Consider the following 19,559-nt stretch of genomic DNA (forward strand, 5'->3'; position numbering starts at 1 on the left):
CCCGAGGAGCGGGCTCGGGGCGAAGCCTCGACGGCGGGTCCGCGCCGCCCCGGCGACACGCCCGACGGGGTATCCTGGAGGGCTGGACGCCCGCGCACCGCTGGCGCACCCGACGAGAGGCACCCTTTGACCGACACGACCCCGTCCGACGTGCAGGCCGATCCGCAGACGGACCCGGTCGATCGCGTGCTCTCCCGCGCGGAGTCGCGCTCGGGCGTCCGCATCTTCGGAGCCGCGCAGGCGCTCCAGGCGGAGTCGACGGCCGACGGGTCGACGACCGACGGCGAGCAGTGGGATCTCGAGGCCCGGCACGCGCTGCGCCGCGTCGCGGGGCTCTCGACGGAGCTCGAGGACGTCACGGAGGTCGAGTACCGCCAGCTGCGCCTCGAGAACGTCGTGCTCGTTGGCGTGTACGCGCAGGGGTCGCTCGCCGACGCCGAGAACTCGCTCCGCGAGCTGTCCGCGCTGGCGGAGACCGCGGGCTCGACGGTCCTCGACGGCGTGCTGCAGCGCAGGCCGCACCCCGACCCCGCGACGTATATCGGGCGCGGCAAGGCCGACGAGCTCAAGGACATCGTCGCGGCCGTGGGCGCCGACACCGTGATCGCCGACACCGAGCTGGCCCCCAGCCAGCGCCGCGCGCTGGAGGACGTCATCAAGGTCAAGGTCATCGACCGCACGGCCGTGATCCTCGACATCTTCGCCCAGCATGCCAAGACGCGCGAGGGCAAGGCGCAGGTCGAGCTCGCGCAGCTCGAGTACCTGCTGCCGCGCCTGCGCGGATGGGGCGAGTCGATGAGCCGCCAGGCGGGCGGCCAGGTCGGCGCGGGGGGCGCGGGCATGGGCTCGCGCGGACCCGGAGAGACGAAGATCGAGCTCGACCGCCGTCGCATCCGCACGCGGATGGCGCAGCTGCGCAAGCAGATCCGGGAGTTCGCCCCCGCGCGCGACGCCAAGCGCTCAGAGCGCAAGCGCAACACGGTGCCGTCGGTCGCCATCGCGGGCTACACCAACGCAGGCAAGTCGTCGCTGCTCAACCGGCTGACGAGCGCGGGCGTGCTCGTCGAGAACGCGCTGTTCGCGACGCTCGATGCGACCGTGCGCCGCACCGAGACCGCCGATGGCCGCGTCTTCACGCTCGCCGACACCGTCGGCTTCGTCCGCAACCTCCCGCATCAGCTCGTCGAGGCGTTCCGATCGACGCTCGAGGAGGTCGCCGACGCCGATGTCATCGTGCACGTCGTCGACGGCCACCATCCCGATCCCGCCGGGCAGCTGGCGACGGTCCGCGACGTCATGGCGGATGTCGGGGCCCGCGACATCCGGGAGATCGTGGTCTTCAACAAGTCCGATCTCATCGACGACGACGCGCGCCTCGTGCTGCGCGGTCTCGAGCCGGACGCGGTGTTCGTCTCCTCCCGCACGGGGGAGGGGATCGCCGAGCTCCGCGCCGTGGTGGAGGCGGCGCTGCCGCTTCCCGCCGTCGAGGTGCGCGCCCTCGTGCCGTACGGACGCGGCGATCTGCTGTCGGCCATCCATGAGACGGGGATCTTCCTCTCGCAGGATCATGAGGAGGGCGGCACGCGCGTGCACGTGCGGGTGTCGCCGCGGCTCGCCGCGGACCTCGCGCCCTACGCGGTCTGACCCCTCAACGGGCGCCGAGCCATACCAGCGCCGCGACGGCGAGGGCCTGCACCCAGCTGACCATGCTGCCGACGAGGAAGTACTCCGCCTGCGTGCCCCGATCGCGGTCCCGGGAGATCTCCGGGAAGCGGACGATCCCCTTGGCGGCGATGAGGGCCGCCACGACGGGGTAGGCCTGCGCGAGCACGAGCCCCGCCAGCACGATGCGCTCGAGCGGCCCGATGATGCGCCCGCCGCGCAGGGTGTGCGTCGTGCGCGGGTCTGGGGCGTCCACGGCAGCGCGGTCGGAACGGGCGAACAGGCGCCGCGGCGGAGAGGGCTCGTCGTCGGCGGGGACGTCCTCGCTGCGGAGCGCCGCGCGCACGACGAGGTTGGCCGACTCGAGGAGGAAGAGCGCCCCGCCTGCGACGAGGACGACGAGCCCGACCGGCGTGCCCGCGGATCCGATGGAGGCGGGCACGGTGCCCGGAGGGAAGGCGAGACCGGCGGCCGCGACGGCGGCGAGCACCACGACGGGCGCGAAGCCGAGCGGTGCGCGGTCCGGACGCACCGTGCCGAGCCATCCGATGGCGCACGCGGCGGGGACGACCGCCAGCACGGCCGATGAGGCCGGATCCGCGCCGAGCGCCGCTCCCGCGAGCGCGCAGAGGAGGAGGACGGCGGCCACGGACACCGCGCGCGCCGCGCGCGGTGCGACGAGCCGGCGCCCCAGATCGGAGGCGCCGACCGCGGCGAGGACGAGGCCGGTCAGTTCCATCTGGTCAGACGATAGCCGGAGGCTCCGACATCCCCGAGAGGGGCAGCGGAGGCACCCCCGGCGTGTCGAATCCCAGCACGGCGCCGAGGAAGGCCGCCTCCGCCTCGAACGCGCGCACGATCGCGTCCGCGCCGCGGAACCCGTGGGACTCCCCGGGGAAGAGCAGGTACGCGTGCGGCACACCGCCCTCGGAGAGCGCGTCGCGGAGCGCCTCGGACTGCGACGGCGGGACCACGGGGTCGTCGGCGCCCTGGAGGATGAGCAGCGGCGTGCGCAGCCGCTCGGGGTGCGACAGCGGCGACCGGTCGACGTAGAGCTGCTCGGCGCCCGGCAGCGGGCCGACGAGGCCGTCGATGTACCTGGCCTCGAAATCGTGGGTCTCCGCCACGAGCAGGCGCAGGTCGGCGACGCCATAGCGGCTGATGCCGGCCGCGAACACGTCGGTTCCGGCGAGGGCGCACAGGACGGTCCAGCCCCCCGCCGACCCGCCGCGGACGGCGAGCCGCGCGGCGTCCGCGAGCCCCTCCGCCGCGAGCCCGCGCGCCGCGGCGGCGACGTCGGCGACGTCGACGACGCCCCATTCGCCGCGGAGCCGCTCACGGTAGGCGCGCCCGTAGCCCGTGGAGCCGCCGTAGTTCACGTCGAGGACGGCGATGCCGCGGCTCGTGAAGTACGTGATGGCAAGGGAGAGCGATCCCGCCACGTGGGCGGTCGGCCCGCCGTGGACGAGTACGAGACAGGGCGGCAGCTCGCCGTCCCGGCCCTCGGCGACGGGGCTCGTGGGCGGATAGTGGAAGGCGTGCACCTCGCCGGACGGGCCGTCGAAGGCGACCGCCCTGGCCTCAGGCAGCCACTCCGGGTCGAGGGAGGACACTCCGCCCCGCAGCGCCGTCAGGGTCCCGAGGGCGAGATCGAGCAGCCAGATCCCGCCGGGTGTGCGCGGACCCGCGCCCGTCAGCAGGGCGCGGGTGCCGCGGACGTCCTCGACGTGCATCTCTCCCAGCACGGTGTCCAGGTCGGTCACCGTTCCGCCGTCGATGAGGACGAGTCGGTCGCGCCCGTCCGTCTCGACGGCGAGGATGCGTCCGTCGGCCAGCGGGGAGTACCAGCGCGTCCCGAGGTTCCAGAGCGGTCCGCCCGTGTCGGCGTCGACCGTGCGGACGACGGCGACCTCGTCGCCCCGCGCATCCAGACGGGCGCGGTGCAGGTTCCAGCGGGCGGCGCCGCCGGGGCGGATGGGCGGGTCGGCGGAGAACAGGAGCGTGTCGTCGGAGATCCACTCCGGCTGGAGCGCGGAGACCTCCGTGCCGTCGACGCGCCCTCCCGCGAGCGTTCGCCACTGCGAGATCCGGCCGTCGGCGCCGAGGTCGCCGATGCGCAGCTCCGCGGCGTCCCACGGCATGTCGGGATGGTCCCACGCGATCCAGGCGAGGCGGCCGGCGCGCGGGGAGGGGAAGGCGAGGAAGTCGCTCCCGGCGACGACGCTGACGATCCGGTCGGGCCTCCGCGCCGCTGAGCCGTCGAGCGGCACCGTCACGATGTCGCGCGTCACCCGCCGCCCGTCCTGGCGCTCGCGGACGGCCCACAGCCGCCCCGTGGCGAGCACGAGGTCGCCGTACGCCGCGTGCTCGTCCGCGGGGGTGAGCGCGACGGGCAGGCCGCCGGCCGCGAGGGAGTACACGCGCTGATCCGACTGCTCGACGAACAGGAGCGTCCCGTCCGGACCGGGCAGCCATGCGCCGCCGCCGTACTCGTGCACGCGCGACCGTGCGCTCCACGGGGAGGGGAGCACCATCCCGCCGTCCGATGCGCGGCGCACGGCCGTGCGTCCGCGCTCGGAGGGCACGCCCTCCGCCCACCAGATGTCGTCGTCGGCGAAGCGCGCGCCCGACAGGCGGGGCGCCGACACCGCGATGTCCGACGCGGCGAGGGGCGAGGGCCAGGAGCCGTAGGGGAGCGTCTGCGTCATGCCGTCCACGCTATCCGGCGCCGCGGCCGCCGGGCGGGCGGGATGCGGGACCGCGGGATCAGACCGCGCGCAGGATGGCGACGACCTTGCCGAGCACGACGGCCTCGTCGCCGAGGATGGGCTCGAACGCGGAGTTGCGCGGCAGCAGCCAGGTGTGCCCGTCGCGCTGGCGGAAGGTCTTCACGGTCGCCTCGCCGTCCACCATGGCCGCGACGATGTCGCCGTTGTCGGCCGTCCCCTGCGATCGCACGACGACCCAGTCGCCGTCGCAGATGGCCGCGTCGATCATCGACTCGCCCGTGACCTTGAGCATGAACAGGTCGCCCTTGCCGACGAGCTGGCGGGGCAGCGGGAAGATCTCCTCCACATGCTGCTCGGCCGTGATCGGCACGCCTGCGGCGATGCGGCCGACGAGCGGTACGAGAGCGGCGTCGCCGACGGAGGGGGCGGAGTCGGCGGGGTTCTCCGCGGCGGAGCCGGGAAGGTCGATGAGCACCTCCATGGCGCGGGTCTTCCCCGGGTCGCGCCGCAGGTAGCCGCTGAGCTCCAGCTGACCGAGCTGGTGAGTCACGCTCGAGAGCGACTTCAGGCCGACGGCGTCTCCGATCTCGCGCATGCTCGGCGGGTAGCCGTTCACCTGGATGGACCGCTGGATGACCTCGAGGATGGCCAGCTGCTTCTCGCTGAGGTTCTTGCGCCTGCGCGTCCGCGGCTTCTCGCCGCGCGTCTGGGCATCCGTCATGTCCGTGCTCCTTCGCTGCCCCGAGCGGATGTCGGTGGTGCGTGATGTGGTGATCCCGTCGAGAAGACGGTATCGGATGCGACACGGATCCGAGGAGATTTGTTCGAGCGTGTCGCGCACGGAGCGGGCGACGGCTTCGAAGACAACTCTTGACACGCCCGGCACATCGAAGATAGATTCGGAACATCGCTTCGGGCCTGCATCTCCCGGCCGAGATGCAGGTTCGAAGCGGACCCGAGGAAGGAACCGACATGAGCACCATCCGCACAGCCCCCGTCCGCCGTACTCGACTGCGCCTCACGGCGCGTGGTCGTCGCGTCGTCGCCGCGCTCGCGGCGGCGCCCGTGGTGACGGCGATCGGTCTCGGTGTGCTCAACGGGGGCGGCGCGCTGGGATCCAGCGATGCCGGCGTGCCTGCGGGCGGGTTCGAGACCGTGACGGTCCTCGCGGGCGACACCCTGTGGGGGATCGCGGAGGAGATCGCTCCCGACGCCGACCCGCGGGACGTGGTCGACGCGATCGTCCGCCTCAACCGCCTCGACGGCGGCGGGGTCGACGCCGGCGCGGAGATCGCCATCCCCGCGGCCTACGCCTCGGCGGACTGAGCCCCGTGCGCACGCCCTAGCATGGATGGGGTGACCGCCACCCTCGACGACCTCCCCCTGCGCGACGACCTCCGCGGACAGCAGCCGTACGGCGCTCCCCAGGCGCCGTTGCCCGTCGCCCTCAACGTCAACGAGAACACCCACCCGATCCCCGACGACGTCGCCGACGACATCGCCGACTCGGTGGCCCTCGCGCTCCGCGATGTCAACCGGTACCCAGACCGCGAGTTCACGACCCTCCGCGAGGGCTTCGCGGACTACCTCGGCCACGGGATCGAGCCCGCGCAGATCTGGGCGGCGAACGGCTCGAACGAGGTGCTGCAGCACATCCTGCAGGCGTTCGGCGGACCGGGTCGCACGGCGTTCGGCTTCGCCCCCACCTACTCGATGTACTCGCTGCTGACCCGCGGCGTGGGCTCGGCATTCGTCGCGGGTGAGCGCGGCGCTGGCTTCACCCTCACTCCCGAGAGCGCCGCCGAGCAGGTCGCCGACGCGGGGCCCGACGTCGTCTTCCTGTGCGCACCGAACAATCCCACGGGGACGCCGCTCGAGAACGACGTCGTGGAGGCGGTCTACGAGGCGTCCCGCGGAATCGTCATCGTCGACGAGGCGTACCGCGAGTTCGCCCCGCGCGACGTGCCGTCGGCGCTGCAGCTGCTCCCCGGGCGCGAACGCCTCGTGGTGTCGCGCACCATGAGCAAGGCGTTCGCGTTCGCGGGCGCGCGAGTGGGGTACCTCGCCGCCGATCCCGCGCTCGTCGACGCCCTCCGCCTCGTGCGACTGCCGTACCACCTCAGTGCGCTCACACAGGCCGCGGCGTCGGCCGCACTCCGCCACTCCGACACCATGCTGTCGATGGTCGACGACATCGTCGTGCAGCGCGATCGCATCTCCGCCACGCTCGAGGCGCTCGGCTACACGGTCTACCCGACCTGGTCGAACTTCGTCCTGTTCGGCGGGGTCGACGACGTCCGCGGCACGTGGCAGGCGCTCTACGACCGCGGGATCCTCATCCGCGACATCGGCATCCCCGGTCACCTTCGGGTCACGGCGGGCACGGAGGAGGAGACGAGCGCGTTCCTCGACGCGCTCGCCGAGATCGGCCGCTGAGCGCGGGATGGGGCCGACGGCGCGCCGATAGAATCGATGCATGACCCGAATCGCGCGCCGCACCCGTTCCACGAGCGAGTCGACCATCGAGCTCGAGCTCGACCTCGACGGCACGGGGAAGAGCACCATCGACACGAGCGTGCCCTTCTTCGACCACATGCTCACGGCGTTCGCGAAGCACTCGCTCACGGACCTCTCCGTCACGGCGACGGGCGACACCCACATCGACGCGCACCACACCGTCGAGGACACCGCGATCGTGCTCGGGCAGGCGATCCGCGAGGCGCTCGGCGACAAGTCGGGCATCTCGCGATACGGCGACGCGCTCGTCCCGCTCGACGAGGCGCTCGCGCAGGCCGTCGTCGACATCTCGGGCCGGCCGTACCTCGTGCACACGGGGGAGCCTGCCGGGTTCGAGCAGCACCTCATCGGCGGCCACTTCACGGGCTCGCTCGTGCGCCACACGTTCGAGGCGCTCGCGTTCAACGCGGGCCTCACCGTGCACGTCCGCGTCCTCGGCGGCCGCGATCCCCACCACATCGCCGAGGCCGAGTACAAGGCGTTCGCGCGCGCGTTCCGGCAGGCCAAGGCGCTCGACCCGCTCGTGGACGGCATCCCGTCGACGAAGGGCGCGCTGTGACGGCGCGTCCGAAGGTCGCCGTCCTCGACTACGGCTCCGGCAACGTGCACTCGGCGGTGAAGGCGCTGGAGGCCGCCGGCGCCGACGTGTCCCTGACCCGCGACCGGTCCACGGTGCTCGATGCCGACGGCCTCCTCGTCCCCGGAGTGGGCGCCTTCCAGGCCGTCATGGAGCAGCTCGACGCCATCCGCGGCGGAGAGCTCATCGAGCGGCGTCTCGCGGGCGGGCGTCCCGTCCTGGGCATCTGCGTCGGCATGCAGGTGCTCTTCGCGCGCGGCATCGAACGCGGCGTCGAGACGGAGGGCCTCGGCGAGTGGCCGGGGACCGTCGCGCAGCTCGATGCGCCCGTCGTCCCCCACATGGGCTGGAACACGGTGGACGCGGGCGACGGGTCGCGGCTCTTCCGCGGGCTCGAGGGCGAGCGCTTCTACTTCGTGCACTCCTATGCGGCGCAGCAGTGGGAGCTCGACGTCCAGCCGCCGTTCCCCCAGCCTGTGCTGACGTGGGCGCACCACGGCGGTCCCTTCCTCGCCGCCGTCGAGAACGGGCCGCTGTCGGCCACCCAGTTCCACCCCGAGAAGTCGGGGGAGGCGGGCATCCGCCTGCTGCGCAACTGGGTGGACGGCCTCGCTCCCGTGCTGTGACAGCACCGAGTTGGAGCGGGGGCCGCGGGCGGTCTAGTCTCTTGACTCGTGCGTCCGCGGGAAAGGCCCGCGTGCACGAGGAGCCATGAACGATTTCGCGTCCACACCCGCACTGACCCTCCTCCCCGCTGTCGACGTCGCCGACGGCAAGGCCGTCCGGCTGACGCAGGGCGAGGCCGGCTCCGAGACGAGCTACGGCGATCCGCTCGAGGCCGCCGACAACTGGAAGAGCCAGGGTGCGGACTGGATCCACCTGGTCGATCTGGACGCGGCGTTCGGCCGGGGGTCGAACGCGGGCATCCTGCGGAAGGTCATCAAGCACGTGCGCGGCGTGAACGTCGAGCTCTCGGGCGGCATCCGCGACGACGCCTCTCTCGAGGCCGCCCTCGAGAGCGGCGCGCAGCGGATCAACCTCGGCACGGCCGCGCTCGAGAACCCCGAGTGGACGGCATCCGTCATCGGGCGCTACGGCGACGCGGTCGCGGTCGGGCTCGACGTGCGCGGCACGACGCTCGCCGCCCGCGGATGGACGCAGGAGGGCGGGGACCTCTGGGAGGTGCTCGAGCGCCTCGAGGAGGCCGGCTGCAGCCGCTACGTGGTCACCGACGTGACGAAGGACGGCACGCTGCGCGGGCCGAACATCGAGCTCCTGCGCGAGATGGCATCGCGCACGCCGAAGCCGGTGGTCGCATCTGGCGGCGTGTCGAGCCTCGACGACATCGCCGCGCTGCGCGACCTCGTCCCGCTCGGCGTCGAGGGAGCGATCGTCGGCAAGGCCCTCTACTCGGGCGCGTTCACGCTCGCCGAGGCGCTGGATGTCGCCGGATACTGACGGCCTCTCCGATTCCGCCGGCGTCCCCTGGGAGGGGCGCCGGTTCCATCCCAACCCCGCTGCGGGAGACGACGGCTCGGCCGACCCCGCACTGTGGGACGCGCTGACGGGATTCCGCGCCGGTCGCGCGTCCGCGCGCGAGGTCGTCGACGCGCTGCGTGGCGCGCGCGTGCTCGTCCCGCTCGTCGCGGAGAAGGGCGACGAGGGCGTCGGAGCGCACGGGCTCGCCGTCGACAAGACGCAGGAGCTGTCGATCGTGACGGTCTCGGCGCCGGACGGCCGAAAGGTGCTTCCGCTCTTCAGCTGCGTCGAGACCCTCTCGGCGTGGGACGCGGCTGCTCGGCCGATCCCCGTGGCGGGCCCCCGCGCGGCGCTCGCGGCCGCGGGGGAGGACACCGACCTCATCGTCCTCGATCCGACGAGCCCCACGGAGTTCGTCGTGCGCCGGCCCGCCGTCTGGGCGATCGCGCAGGACCAGGCCTGGGAGCCCTCGCCCGAGAGCCCGGACGTGTTCCTCGCGCTGCAGACGAGCATCCGCGGCGAGCTGGCCGTGCTCGATCTCGCGGTGGAGGCCGGCGATCCGGAGGCGCGCCTGCGGGGCCCGGAGCTCGTCGTCCGGCTCCGCCTCGTCGACGGTCTCGAGCGCGGGGAGCTCGACGCGGTCCTGCAGCGGCTGGCGCGCCGCTGGGCGGCGGACGACCGCATCGCCGTGCTCGTGGACTCTCTCCAGGTCACGCTCGAGCGCGGCTGACGCGGCCGTCCTCGGCTCGGACGGCCGGATGCCTCAGATGACGGGGCCGGTGTACTTCTCGCCCGGGCCCGCCCCCGGCGCGTCAGGGATGAGCGACAGCTCGCGGAAGCGCAGCTGAAGCGAACGCAGCCCGTCGCGGATGGGCCGCGCGTGCATGTCGCTGATCTCCGGGGCGGCGGCCGTGACGAGGCCCGCGAGCGCGTTGATGAGCTTGCGCGCCTCGTCGAGGTCGACGAGCTCGTCGGCGTCCGCCGCGTCGGCGAGGCCGAGCTTCACCGCTGCGGCGCTCATGAGGTGGACGCAGCTCGACGCGATGACCTCGACGGCGGCGACGTCGGCGATGTCCCGGACGGCCTCGGTGGCGGCCGCGGCGCGCTCCTGCTCCTCCCACCGCGCGTGGCGTTCGGCGTCGTGGATGGGCTCGTCGGACGGAATGGCGCTCATGGACCGCTCTCTGGTAGACTCTTGCGGGCTCCGGAGTTCGCTCCGGACGAAAGAGGATTCAGTTCCCACCCGCGCTTGCCGCTCCAGGCTACCGGGTCATGCACACTCCGCTCGCGTCCGCGCGGGTCGATCAGGGTGTCGAGCCGATGTCGATCGTCGTGCTCGGGTGGATGCTGAACTCTTCTCCCGCCCGCGCCGCGACCCTCGCGACACGGTGGCTCGAATCACGCACCCAAGGAGTTCCGCATCAGCGATCCCCGCACCAACGAGCGCATCCGCGTGCCAGAGGTCCGACTCGTCGGCCCGGCAGGCGAGCAGATCGGCGTCGTCCGTATCGAGGTGGCACTGCGCCTGGCGCAGGAGGCCGACCTCGACCTCGTCGAGGTGGCCCCCAACTCGCGTCCTCCCGTGGTCAAGATCATGGACTACGGGAAGTTCAAGTACGAGGCCGCCCAGAAGGCCAAGGAAGCGCGCCGCAATCAGGCGAACACGGTCCTCAAGGAGGTCCGCTTCCGCCTGAAGATCGACCAGCACGACTACGACACCAAGCGCAAGCGTGCCGAGGGCTTCCTGCAGGCGGGAGACAAGGTCAAGGCCATGATCCTGTTCCGCGGCCGTGAGCAGTCGCGCCCCGATCAGGGCGTGCGCCTGCTGCAGAAGTTCGCGGAGGACGTCGCGGAGTTCGGATCGGTCGAGTCGCGGCCCACGATCGACGGCCGCAACATGGTGATGGTGATCGCCCCGCATCGGAACAAGTCGGAGGCGAAGGCCGAGCAGAACGCCGCGCGCGCAGCGACCAAGCAGGCGCAGCGCGAGGCGAAGACGGTCGCCGCGGAGCCCGCGGCGGAGTAGTCCCCCGAACTTCCCGCTTCGGCGGGTTGCACATCACGTCGCCCACCGGGCGCAGACGCAAGGAAAGAAGAAGATGCCGAAGCAGAAGACCCACTCGGGCAGCAAGAAGCGCTTCAAGATCACCGGCAGCGGCAAGATCAAGAAGCAGCAGGCGGGCATGCGCCACAACCTCGAGCACAAGTCGAGCCGCCGCACCCGCCGCCTGAACCAGGACCAGGTCATCTCGGGCAACGACCTCAAGGTCGTCAAGAAGCTCCTCGGTCGCTGAACCGCGACGGACGTTCGTTAGGAAGTATGAAGAATGGCTAGAGTCAAGCGCGCAGTAAATGCGCAGAAGAAGCGTCGCGTCATCCTCGAGCGCGCCTCGGGCTACCGTGGTCAGCGTTCGCGCCTGTACCGCAAGGCGAAGGAGCAGGTCACCCACTCCCTCGTCTACGCGTACCGCGACCGTCGCAAGCGCAAGGGCGACTTCCGCCGCCTGTGGATCCAGCGCATCAACGCCGCGAGCCGCCAGAACGGCCTCACCTACAACCGCCTCATCCAGGGCCTCGGCCTGGCCGGCGTCGAGGTCGACCGTCGCATCCTCGCGGAGCTCGCCGTCCACGAGCCCGCGACGTTCGCGGCCCTCGTCGACGTCGCCAAGAAGGCTCTGCCCGGCGACGTGAACGCGCCGAAGTCGGCTGCGTGATCTGACACGCCTCGCGAAGAGGGCGCCCCTGAGGGGCGCCCTCTTCTGCTGTCTCTACACTTGAGGGCGTGCTGGAGAATCCCCGATCGCCGCGAGTGCGGGCCGTTGCGAAGCTGGCGAGGCGCGTCGCCCGCAAGGAGACCGGGCTGTTCCTGCTCGAGGGCCCGCAGGCGGTCCGTGAGGCCGTGGCCTTCCGCCCTGATGTCATCGTGGAGCTGTACGCCACACCGACCGCGCTCGAGAAGCACGCGGACCTCCGCTCCGCGCTCGTCGACGAGGGCGTCGAGATCGAGTTCGTCACGGAGGACGTGCTGGCCGCCATGGCGGACACCGTCACGCCGCAGGGCTTCGTCGCGGTCGCGAAGCAGAACCCGACCGCCCTGAAGGACGTCTTCTCCGCGCGCCCGCGCCTCGTCGCGATCTGCGAGGAGGTGCGCGATCCCGGCAACCTCGGCACGATCATCCGCGCCGCCGACGCGGTGGGCGCCGACGCCGTCGTGCTGACGGGGCGGACGGTGGACCCCTACAACCCGAAGGTCGTCCGGTCGACGACGGGATCGCTCTTCCACGTGCCCGTCGTCGTGGGCGCCGATCTCGCGGACGTCGTCGCGCGTTCGCGCGGGGCCGGCCTCGACGTGGTCGCTGCGGATGTGAAGGGCGACGACCTGCTCGCCGCGCGACGGGACGGATCGCTCGCGCGGCCGACGGCGTGGCTGTTCGGCAACGAGGCGCGAGGCCTCGCCGACGATGCGCTCGCCCTGGCGCACCGAGCGCTGAGGCTGCCGATCTTCGGCCGTGCCGAGTCGCTCAACCTCGCGACCGCGGCGAGCGTGTGCCTGTACGAGAGCGCGTTCGCCCAGCGCGAGGCGGAATGAGCACCTGGGGAGCTCTCCCCGTCACAACTCTGTAAATCCTCGCCCGGGGATGTTCAGGATCTGCACAGCCTGCGCCTAGGGTGAACCCATGGCTGAGCCCCTCGTCGTCGTCAAGGACGTGCAGAAGCACTACGGAGACTTCCACGCGCTGAAGGATGTCGACCTCACGGTCGACAAGGGCGAGGTGGTGGTCGTGATCGGGCCGTCCGGCTCCGGCAAGTCGACGCTGTGCCGCACGATCAACCGCCTCGAGACGATCACGAGCGGGTCGATCACGATCGACGGCAAGGAGCTGCCGAAGGAGGGCAAGGCGCTCGCGAACCTGCGCGCCGAGGTCGGCATGGTGTTCCAGTCGTTCAACCTGTTCGCGCACCTCACGATCCTCGAGAACGTCACCCTCGGTCCCATCAAGGTGCGCGGCATGAAGAAGGCGGACGCAGAGAAGGAGGCGCGCGCTCTGCTCGAACGCGTCGGCGTGGGAGCGCAGGCCGACAAGCTGCCCGCCCAGCTGTCCGGCGGGCAGCAGCAGCGCGTCGCGATCGCGCGAGCGCTCGCCATGCATCCCAAGGTCATGCTGTTCGACGAGCCGACGAGCGCGCTCGACCCGGAGATGATCAACGAGGTGCTCGACGTCATGGTGGGGCTCGCCCACGAGGGCATGACGATGATCGTCGTCACCCACGAGATGGGGTTCGCGCGCAAGGCCGCCAACCGCGTCGTGTTCATGGCGGACGGTCAGATCGTCGAGCAGTCGGCGCCGGAGGAGTTCTTCACCAACCCGACCTCCGACCGCGCCAAGGACTTCCTGTCCAAGCTCATCACGCACTGACCCCTGACTCCGGAGCCGCACAACGGCGTGAGGCCCGGTCAAGTTCTCAACCGAGAGAGAGGAACGCACATGCGCAAGATCAGGACCCTCGCGAGCGTGGGGATCGCCGCCACGGCGCTGCTCGCCCTGACCGCCTGCAACAGCGGCACGCCCGGAAGCACGACGGGTGACGGCGGCGACGACGCCGATGAGCCGCTCTTCGAAGTGGCGACCGAGGTCGACCTCGAGGGCAGCCCCACGTACGACGCGATGGTGGAGCGTGACGGGGTCGTCGTCGGCGTCAAGGAGGACCAGCCGGGGCTCGGATACCTCGATGCCACGACCAACGAGCGCACGGGCTTCGACATCGACATCGCTCGCTGGATGGCCGCTTCGCTCGGCTTCAGCGAGGAGCAGATCGAGTTCGAGGCGATCCCGTCGGCCAACCGCGAGCAGGCCATCATCAACGGCGACATCGACTACTACGTCGGCACGTACTCCATCACGGATGCCCGCAAGGAGCAGATCGACTTCGCAGGCCCGTACTTCGTGACCGGGCAGGGTCTGCTCGTCGCCGCCGACAACGACACGATCGAGTCGGATGCCGACCTCACGTCGGACGTGACGGTGTGCTCGGCGACCGGCTCGACTCCCATCCAGAACATCCGCGACAACTACGAGGCGCAGACTGAGGAGTTCGACACCTACACGCAGTGCGTCGACGCCCTTCTTAATGGCACCGTCGACGCCGTCACGACAGACGAGCTGATCCTCATCGGATACGCGGCGCAGAACCCGGAGGAGCTCAAGGTCGTCGGCGAGCCGTTCTCGACGGAGAACTACGGTATCGGGCTCCCGAAGGGCGACGACGCTCTGCGCACGTTCTTCAACGAGACGCTGACAGACGGCGGCGACACGTGGCAGGCGATCTTCGACGCGAACCTCGGTGCCTCCGGAGTCTCCGCGGAGCAGCCTGCGGTCGACCAGTACTGATCATCGGTCCGGGCGGCTCGCGCCGCCCGGACCACCACTCGCGGAAGGGATGAAGCGTGGACACACTGGTCGACAACCTCGATCTGTGGAGCGGTGCGCTCGCGAACACCGTTCTCCTGTTCTTCGTCAGCGGTCTGATGGCGCTCGTCCTGGGGTTCGTCGTCGGTGCCATGCGCGTGTCTCCAGTCCCCATCGCGCGCGCGGTCGGGACCGCGTACGTGAATCTCGTGCGGAACACGCCGCTGACGCTGATCTTCTTCTTCTTCGCACTCGGCTTCCCCGCGCTCGGTGTGGCCGACCTCAGCTACACGACGCTCGCCATCCTGGCGCTCGGCTTCTACACCGCCACCTATGTCGCCGAGGCGCTCCGCTCCGGCATCAACACAGTTCCCGTCGGCCAGGCCGAGGCAGCCCGCGCGATCGGGCTCTCGTTCGGGCAGGTCATGACGCTCGTCGTGCTGCCTCAGGCGGTGCGCTCGGTGGTGCCGCCGATGATGAGCGTGCTGATCGCGCTGCTCAAGAACACGACGGTCGCGGCGGGCTTCTCGGTCTTCGAGCTGGGTGCCATGCGCGCGAACCTGTCGGAGCGCGGCGAGCCGGCGATGGTGGTGCTTCTCTGGATCGCCGCGTTCTTCGTCGTCATGGTCCTGTTGCTCTCATGGCTCCAGCGAACGCTCGAGACCCGGTGGAAGGTGATCCGATGACCTCCGTCCTGTACGACGTCCCTGGTCCGAAGGCGATCCTGCGGAACCGGATCCTGGGCGCGGTGACCATCGTCGCTCTCGTCGCCCTCTTCGCCTGGGTGCTGTGGCTCTTCATCGATTCCGGTCAGCTCACCGCGCAGAAGTGGTCGATCTTCGGGTACACGACGATCTGGGAGCAGATCGTGGGCGGCCTCGTGTCGACGCTGCTGGCGTTCGTGTCAGCAGCGGTCGGCTCCCTCGTGTTCGCGGTCGTCTTCGCCGTCGGGCGACTGTCCGATCATGCCTGGGTCCGCATCCCGTTCACGATCGTGATCGAGGTGTTCCGTGCGATCCCCGTGCTCATCTTCATGATGATCATGTACTACGGGCTCCCGAGCGTGGGGGTCTCCGTGTCGCCCTACCTCGCGGTGGTGGTCGCCCTCATCGCCTACAACGGCTCGGTCATGGCCGAGGCCATCCGCGCGGGCGTCGCGTCGCTGCCGAAGGGGCAGACCGAGGCAGGGTACGCGATCGGCCTCCGGAAGTCGGGTGTCATGACGTTCATCCTCCTTCCGCAGGCCTTCCGGGCGATGCTGCCCGTGATCCTCGCCCAGCTCGTCGTGACGCTCAAGGACACCGCGCTCGGCTCGATCATCACCTACGATGAACTGCTCTACGTCGCCAAGCTCATCGGCGGGCAGCTCGCGTACGGGCGTCCGTACATCCCGGCGGCGATCCTCATCGGCGGCATCTACATCGTCCTCTGCCTGCTGCTGTCGCTCGTCGCGAGGACGGTGGAGAAGCGCATGCGGAAGTCCCCGAAGGTCCGTCTCGCGGGCGGGCCGAAGGATCCCCGGCAGCACGAGGGCGCGACGAACACGTCGGTCATCCTGCAGCAGGGCGAGCCCGACGCCGACGGCCGGGTCTGAGCCGCTCGGGGGCGTCGGCCGGGCCGACTAGACTCGACTCTCGTGTCTGACGCTCCCGAGATCACGCCGGAAGGGGTGGAGGCCGCGGTCGCCGATGCGCTCGCCGCGATCGCCGCAGCCCCCGATACCGCCGCCCTGAAAGCCGCTCGAGCCGCACATGCGGGAGAGGGGTCGCCGCTGGCGGCCTTCAACGCGCAGATGCGCAGCGTGCCCAAGGAGCGCAAGGCCGAGTTCGGCAAGCTCGTGGGCCAGGCGCGCGGCCGCGTCACGCAGGCGCTGAGCACCCGCGAGGAGGAGCTCGCCGCCGGCGAGCTCGCCGCGCAGCTCGAGGCGGAGCGCGTCGACATCACCGCGATCGGCACCCGCACGCGCACGGGCGCCCGCCATCCGCTCACCCTCCTCCAGGACCAGATCTCCGACATCTTCGTGGGCATGGGATGGGAGATCGCGGAGGGGCCGGAGCTCGAGCACGAGTGGTACAACTTCGACGCCCTGAACTTCGACGAGGACCACCCGGCGCGTCAGCTGCAGGACACGTTCTTCGTCGACCCCGTCTCGCGCCACCTCGTCATGCGCACCCACACGAGCCCCGTCCAGGTGCGCTCTCTGCTCGACCGCGAGCTGCCGGTCTACGTCGTCTGCCCCGGCCGCGTCTACCGCACCGACGAGTTCGACGCCACGCACCTGCCCGTCTTCACGCAGCTGGAGGGCCTCGTCGTCGACAAGGGCATCACGATGGCGCACCTCAAGGGCACGCTCGACCACCTCGCCCAGCAGCTGTTCGGCGCCGAGGCGAAGACGCGGCTGCGCACGAACTTCTTCCCCTTCACGGAGCCGTCGGCGGAGTTCGACCTGTGGCACCCGACGTTCAAGGGCGGTGCGCGCTGGATCGAGTGGGGCGGCTGCGGCATGGTCAACCCGAACGTGCTGCGCGCGGCGGGCATCGATCCCGACGTGTACAGCGGCTTCGCGTTCGGCATCGGCATCGAGCGGGCGCTGATGTTCCGCAGCGATGTGCAGGACATGCGCGACATGGCAGAGGGCGATGTGCGCTTCAGCGAGCAGTTCGGGATGGTGGTGTGATGCGCGTCCCGCTTTCGTGGCTGCGTGAGTACGTCGAGCTTCCGGTCGGCACGACGCCCGAGGACGTCCTCGCGGCGCTCGTGCGCGTCGGCTTCGAAGAGGAGGAGGTCGTCGGGTTCGACCTGACGGGGCCGATCGTCGTGGGCCGGGTCCTCTCCTTCGAGGAGGAGCCGCAGAAGAACGGCAAGACGATCCGCTGGTGCCAGGTCGACGTGGGCGAGGCGGAGCCGCGCGGCATCGTGTGCGGCGCGTCGAACTTCCACCCCGGGGACAAGATCGTCGCGACGCTTCCGGGGGCCGTGCTGCCGGGGCCGTTCCCGATCGCCGCCCGCAAGACCTACGGGCACGTGTCCGACGGGATGATCGCCTCGGCGCGCGAGCTCGGCCTCGGCGACGAGCACGACGGCATCCTGCGGCTCGCCGAGCTCGGCCTCGACCCCGAGATCGGGACCGACGCGATCGCGCTGCTCGGCCTCGACGACGCGGCGGTCGACGTCAACGTGACGCCCGACCGCGGATACGCGCTGTCGATCCGCGGCATCGCGCGCGAGTACGCCCACGCCACGGGCGCCGTGTTCCGCGACCCCGCCGAGCGCCTCGTCGCCGAGGCGGCCGAGGCCGACGGCTTCCCCGTCGTGATCGACGACGCCGCTCCTCTCCGCGGCAACGCGGGGGCATCCGGCTTCGTCGCCCGCGTCGTGCGGGGCGTGGACGCGTCGCGCCCGACGCCGCCGTGGATGATCGCCCGGCTCACGCTCGCCGGCGTGCGCTCGCTGGGCGTGCTCGTCGACATCACGAACTACGTCATGATCGAGCTCGGCAACCCCGTGCACGGCTACGACCTCGCGACGCTCACGGGGGGCATCACGGTGCGCCGTGCGGCGCCGGGGGAGACCCTGGAGACCCTCGACGGCCAGGTCCGCACGCTGCACGCGGAGGACCTCGTCATCGCCGACGACTCGGGCGCGATCGGCCTCGCGGGCGTCATGGGCGGGGCGGCCACCGAGATGGGCGACGGCACGACCGACGTGCTCGTCGAGGCGGCGACGTTCGACACCGTCTCCATCGCCCGCACGGCGCGGCGGCACAAGCTGTCGAGCGAGGCGTCGCGCCGGTTCGAGCGCGGCGTCGACCCCCTGGTCGCCGTCGCGGCGGCGCAGCGCGTCGTCGACCTGCTCGTCGAGCTCGCGGGCGGCGAACCGGATGGTCTCGGCGCGCGTCTCGGGGGAGTGCACGCGCCCCGCGCGATCGACCTGCCGGCGACGTTCGTCCCCGGACTCGTCGGCGTCGCCTACACGCCCGACGAGATCACAGGAGCGCTTGAGACGATCGGCGCCGAGGTGCGCACGACGGAGGGCGGATGGTCTGTCCTCCCGCCGTCGTGGCGCCCCGACCTCACCGACAAGTGGACGCTCGCGGAGGAGGTGGCGCGCATCCACGGCCTCGACCGCATCCCGTCCGTGCTGCCGGTGCCGCCGTCCGGTCGCGGCTTCACGTCCTCGCAGCAGGGCCGCCGCCGTGTGGCGAACGCGCTCGCGGCGGCGGGGCTCGTCGAGACGCCCGCGTTCCCCTTCACGACGCAGGAGCAGAACGACCTGCACGGCTCGGCCGCCGGGTCGCACCTGCCGAGCGTGAGGCTGGCGAACGCGCTCGACGGGCAGGCGCCGTTCCTGCGGCGCTCGCTCGTCCCCGGTCTCCTGCAGACGGCGCACCGCAACCTCTCCCGCGGTCTCACCGACCTCGCGCTCTTCGAGATCGGCACGGTCTTCCTGCCGCAGGACGGCGTCGCCTACGGCACCGACGCCATCCCGCCGCTCGCCGTCCGGCCCGACGCCGAGACGCTCGCGGCGCTCGACGCGTCGATCCCGCCGCAGCCGCGTCACGTCGCGCTGCTGTTCGCCGGCAACGTGGCGCCGAAGCAGCCGGGCCGCGCGGCCGAGCACGCCGGTCTCGAGGTGGCGCTCGACGCCGTGCGCACGATCGCCGCCGCCGCGGGCGTCGAGATCGAGGTCACGCAGGGGGCGCGCGCGGCTCTCCACCCGGGACGGACGGGAGCCCTCTCCGTGCGGGGTGCGGAGGTCGGCTACGTCGGCGAGCTGCTGCCGCAGGTCGCCTCCGACGCCGATCTCGCCGGACGCGTCGTCGTCGCGGAGCTCGACCTCGACCGGGTGCTCGCGCTCGCGGGCGACCGCGTCGTCGTCGCGTCGCTCTCGACCTTCCCCGCCGCGACGCAGGACGTGTCGCTCGTCGTGCCGGCCGAGCTCCCGGCCTCCGACCTGCGCGACGCGCTCGTCGACGGCGCCGGCGACCTCCTGGAGTCGCTGCGTGTCGTCGACGACTACCGGGGGCAGGGCGTGCCGGACGGCGCCAAGAGCCTCACGTTCGCGCTGCGCTTCCGCGCCGTCGACCGCACGCTGACCGCCGCCGAGGCGACGGAGGCGAAGCTCGCCGGCGTGGCCGTGGCCCGCGAGCGGTTCGGAGCGGAGATCCGCGACTGATCCGCGGCGTCC

At 71.5% G+C, this 19,559-nt stretch carries 21 protein-coding genes; 17 read left to right on the forward strand and 4 right to left on the reverse strand.

Features of this window, described 5'->3' with window-relative positions; translation table 11 throughout:
- The first annotated feature begins 126 nt into the window (after positions 1-126).
- A complete protein-coding gene (gene hflX, locus ABD998_RS12995) occupies positions 127-1,644 on the forward strand; it encodes a GTPase HflX (protein ID WP_345439808.1) in 1,518 nt (505 codons plus the stop codon).
- A 4-nt stretch (positions 1,645-1,648) separates the two neighbouring features.
- On the opposite strand, the gene ABD998_RS13000 is transcribed toward hflX, so the two are convergent.
- The 3 genes from ABD998_RS13000 to lexA are packed head-to-tail and all read right to left on the reverse strand — an operon-like array spanning position 1,649 to position 5,112.
- Positions 1,649-2,401 carry a hypothetical protein gene (locus ABD998_RS13000; protein WP_345439810.1) on the reverse strand — a complete coding sequence of 251 codons (753 nt, stop codon included), beginning with the start codon at positions 2,399-2,401 and terminating at the stop codon, positions 1,649-1,651.
- A 4-nt stretch (positions 2,402-2,405) separates the two neighbouring features.
- Positions 2,406-4,370 (reverse strand): S9 family peptidase, encoded by a 1,965-nt coding sequence (locus ABD998_RS13005; RefSeq protein ID WP_345439812.1) that lies wholly within the window; start codon positions 4,368-4,370, stop codon positions 2,406-2,408.
- Positions 4,371-4,428: 58 nt separating this feature from the next.
- The gene (lexA, locus tag ABD998_RS13010; protein ID WP_345439814.1) at positions 4,429-5,112 is read right to left on the reverse strand and encodes a transcriptional repressor LexA; all 684 of its coding nucleotides are present in this window, start codon (positions 5,110-5,112) and stop codon (positions 4,429-4,431) included.
- Between the two features lie 251 nt (positions 5,113-5,363).
- Here lexA and ABD998_RS13015 point away from each other — a divergent pair, with 251 nt between their 5' ends.
- From ABD998_RS13015 to ABD998_RS13040, 6 genes are all read left to right on the forward strand, one after another.
- Entirely contained in the window at positions 5,364-5,717 is a 354-nt protein-coding gene (locus tag ABD998_RS13015) for a LysM peptidoglycan-binding domain-containing protein (RefSeq protein ID WP_345439816.1), read from the forward strand.
- Positions 5,718-5,747: 30 nt separating this feature from the next.
- On the forward strand, positions 5,748-6,827 hold the full coding sequence (locus ABD998_RS13020; protein WP_345439818.1) for a histidinol-phosphate transaminase: 1,080 nt from the start codon (positions 5,748-5,750) through the stop codon (positions 6,825-6,827).
- A 40-nt stretch (positions 6,828-6,867) separates the two neighbouring features.
- Positions 6,868-7,467, forward strand: a complete 600-nt coding sequence (hisB, locus tag ABD998_RS13025; RefSeq protein WP_345439820.1) for an imidazoleglycerol-phosphate dehydratase HisB — start codon at positions 6,868-6,870, stop codon at positions 7,465-7,467.
- Positions 7,464-8,111 (forward strand): imidazole glycerol phosphate synthase subunit HisH, encoded by a 648-nt coding sequence (hisH, locus tag ABD998_RS13030; protein ID WP_345439822.1) that lies wholly within the window; start codon positions 7,464-7,466, stop codon positions 8,109-8,111. Before hisB ends, hisH begins: the two co-directional genes overlap by 4 nt.
- An 85-nt stretch (positions 8,112-8,196) precedes the next feature.
- Positions 8,197-8,943, forward strand: coding sequence for a bifunctional 1-(5-phosphoribosyl)-5-((5-phosphoribosylamino)methylideneamino)imidazole-4-carboxamide isomerase/phosphoribosylanthranilate isomerase PriA (gene priA, locus ABD998_RS13035; protein ID WP_345439825.1), 747 nt, complete (start codon positions 8,197-8,199; stop codon positions 8,941-8,943).
- Positions 8,927-9,694, forward strand: a complete 768-nt coding sequence (locus tag ABD998_RS13040) for an SseB family protein (protein ID WP_345439827.1) — start codon at positions 8,927-8,929, stop codon at positions 9,692-9,694. Before priA ends, ABD998_RS13040 begins: the two co-directional genes overlap by 17 nt.
- A 33-nt stretch (positions 9,695-9,727) precedes the next feature.
- Here the strand turns inward: ABD998_RS13040 and ABD998_RS13045 are convergent, their stop codons facing one another.
- Positions 9,728-10,138: a DUF1844 domain-containing protein gene (locus ABD998_RS13045; RefSeq protein WP_345439829.1), complete on the reverse strand. Its 411-nt coding sequence runs from the start codon at positions 10,136-10,138 to the stop codon at positions 9,728-9,730.
- Positions 10,139-10,417: 279 nt separating this feature from the next.
- On the opposite strand from ABD998_RS13045, the gene infC reads away from it, so the two are divergent.
- The 10 genes from infC (at position 10,418) to pheT (ending at position 19,547) form a co-directional block, all read left to right on the forward strand.
- Positions 10,418-10,990 carry a translation initiation factor IF-3 gene (gene infC, locus ABD998_RS13050; RefSeq protein ID WP_425562980.1) on the forward strand — a complete coding sequence of 191 codons (573 nt, stop codon included), beginning with the start codon at positions 10,418-10,420 and terminating at the stop codon, positions 10,988-10,990.
- 73 nt (positions 10,991-11,063) lie between these two features.
- The gene (rpmI, locus tag ABD998_RS13055) at positions 11,064-11,258 is read left to right on the forward strand and encodes a 50S ribosomal protein L35 (protein WP_067026090.1); all 195 of its coding nucleotides are present in this window, start codon (positions 11,064-11,066) and stop codon (positions 11,256-11,258) included.
- 33 nt (positions 11,259-11,291) lie between these two features.
- Positions 11,292-11,678 carry a 50S ribosomal protein L20 gene (rplT, locus tag ABD998_RS13060; RefSeq protein WP_345439831.1) on the forward strand — a complete coding sequence of 129 codons (387 nt, stop codon included), beginning with the start codon at positions 11,292-11,294 and terminating at the stop codon, positions 11,676-11,678.
- A 68-nt stretch (positions 11,679-11,746) separates the two neighbouring features.
- Positions 11,747-12,553, forward strand: coding sequence for a TrmH family RNA methyltransferase (locus ABD998_RS13065; protein WP_345439833.1), 807 nt, complete (start codon positions 11,747-11,749; stop codon positions 12,551-12,553).
- Between the two features lie 88 nt (positions 12,554-12,641).
- On the forward strand, positions 12,642-13,382 hold the full coding sequence (locus ABD998_RS13070) for an amino acid ABC transporter ATP-binding protein (RefSeq protein ID WP_345439835.1): 741 nt from the start codon (positions 12,642-12,644) through the stop codon (positions 13,380-13,382).
- A 69-nt stretch (positions 13,383-13,451) separates the two neighbouring features.
- Positions 13,452-14,354, forward strand: a complete 903-nt coding sequence (locus tag ABD998_RS13075; protein ID WP_345439837.1) for a glutamate ABC transporter substrate-binding protein — start codon at positions 13,452-13,454, stop codon at positions 14,352-14,354.
- 56 nt (positions 14,355-14,410) lie between these two features.
- Positions 14,411-15,058, forward strand: a complete 648-nt coding sequence (locus ABD998_RS13080; RefSeq protein ID WP_345439839.1) for an amino acid ABC transporter permease — start codon at positions 14,411-14,413, stop codon at positions 15,056-15,058.
- Entirely contained in the window at positions 15,055-15,966 is a 912-nt protein-coding gene (locus ABD998_RS13085; RefSeq protein WP_345439841.1) for an amino acid ABC transporter permease, read from the forward strand. Before ABD998_RS13080 ends, ABD998_RS13085 begins: the two co-directional genes overlap by 4 nt.
- Before the next feature lie 42 nt (positions 15,967-16,008).
- The gene (gene pheS / locus ABD998_RS13090; RefSeq protein ID WP_345439843.1) at positions 16,009-17,049 is read left to right on the forward strand and encodes a phenylalanine--tRNA ligase subunit alpha; all 1,041 of its coding nucleotides are present in this window, start codon (positions 16,009-16,011) and stop codon (positions 17,047-17,049) included.
- Positions 17,049-19,547 carry a phenylalanine--tRNA ligase subunit beta gene (gene pheT, locus ABD998_RS13095; RefSeq protein ID WP_345439845.1) on the forward strand — a complete coding sequence of 833 codons (2,499 nt, stop codon included), beginning with the start codon at positions 17,049-17,051 and terminating at the stop codon, positions 19,545-19,547. Before pheS ends, pheT begins: the two co-directional genes overlap by 1 nt.
- Positions 19,548-19,559 lie beyond the last annotated feature (12 nt).

Source organism: Microbacterium gilvum, assembly GCF_039543865.1.
GTDB lineage: Bacteria > Actinomycetota > Actinomycetes > Actinomycetales > Microbacteriaceae > Microbacterium > Microbacterium gilvum.

Coding starts and splice junctions, on each gene's coding strand:
- ABD998_RS13085 (WP_345439841.1), top strand. CDS start 15,055: ATGACCTCCGTCCTGTACGACGTCCCTGGTCCGAAGGCGATCCTGCGG.
- ABD998_RS13015 (WP_345439816.1), top strand. CDS start 5,364: ATGAGCACCATCCGCACAGCCCCCGTCCGCCGTACTCGACTGCGCCTC.
- ABD998_RS13000 (WP_345439810.1), bottom strand. CDS start 2,401: ATGGAACTGACCGGCCTCGTCCTCGCCGCGGTCGGCGCCTCCGATCTG.
- hisB (WP_345439820.1), top strand. CDS start 6,868: ATGACCCGAATCGCGCGCCGCACCCGTTCCACGAGCGAGTCGACCATC.
- lexA (WP_345439814.1), bottom strand. CDS start 5,112: ATGACGGATGCCCAGACGCGCGGCGAGAAGCCGCGGACGCGCAGGCGC.
- rplT (WP_345439831.1), top strand. CDS start 11,292: ATGGCTAGAGTCAAGCGCGCAGTAAATGCGCAGAAGAAGCGTCGCGTC.
- priA (WP_345439825.1), top strand. CDS start 8,197: ATGAACGATTTCGCGTCCACACCCGCACTGACCCTCCTCCCCGCTGTC.
- ABD998_RS13005 (WP_345439812.1), bottom strand. CDS start 4,370: ATGACGCAGACGCTCCCCTACGGCTCCTGGCCCTCGCCCCTCGCCGCG.
- ABD998_RS13045 (WP_345439829.1), bottom strand. CDS start 10,138: ATGAGCGCCATTCCGTCCGACGAGCCCATCCACGACGCCGAACGCCAC.
- ABD998_RS13075 (WP_345439837.1), top strand. CDS start 13,452: ATGCGCAAGATCAGGACCCTCGCGAGCGTGGGGATCGCCGCCACGGCG.
- rpmI (WP_067026090.1), top strand. CDS start 11,064: ATGCCGAAGCAGAAGACCCACTCGGGCAGCAAGAAGCGCTTCAAGATC.
- ABD998_RS13040 (WP_345439827.1), top strand. CDS start 8,927: ATGTCGCCGGATACTGACGGCCTCTCCGATTCCGCCGGCGTCCCCTGG.
- pheT (WP_345439845.1), top strand. CDS start 17,049: ATGCGCGTCCCGCTTTCGTGGCTGCGTGAGTACGTCGAGCTTCCGGTC.
- ABD998_RS13070 (WP_345439835.1), top strand. CDS start 12,642: ATGGCTGAGCCCCTCGTCGTCGTCAAGGACGTGCAGAAGCACTACGGA.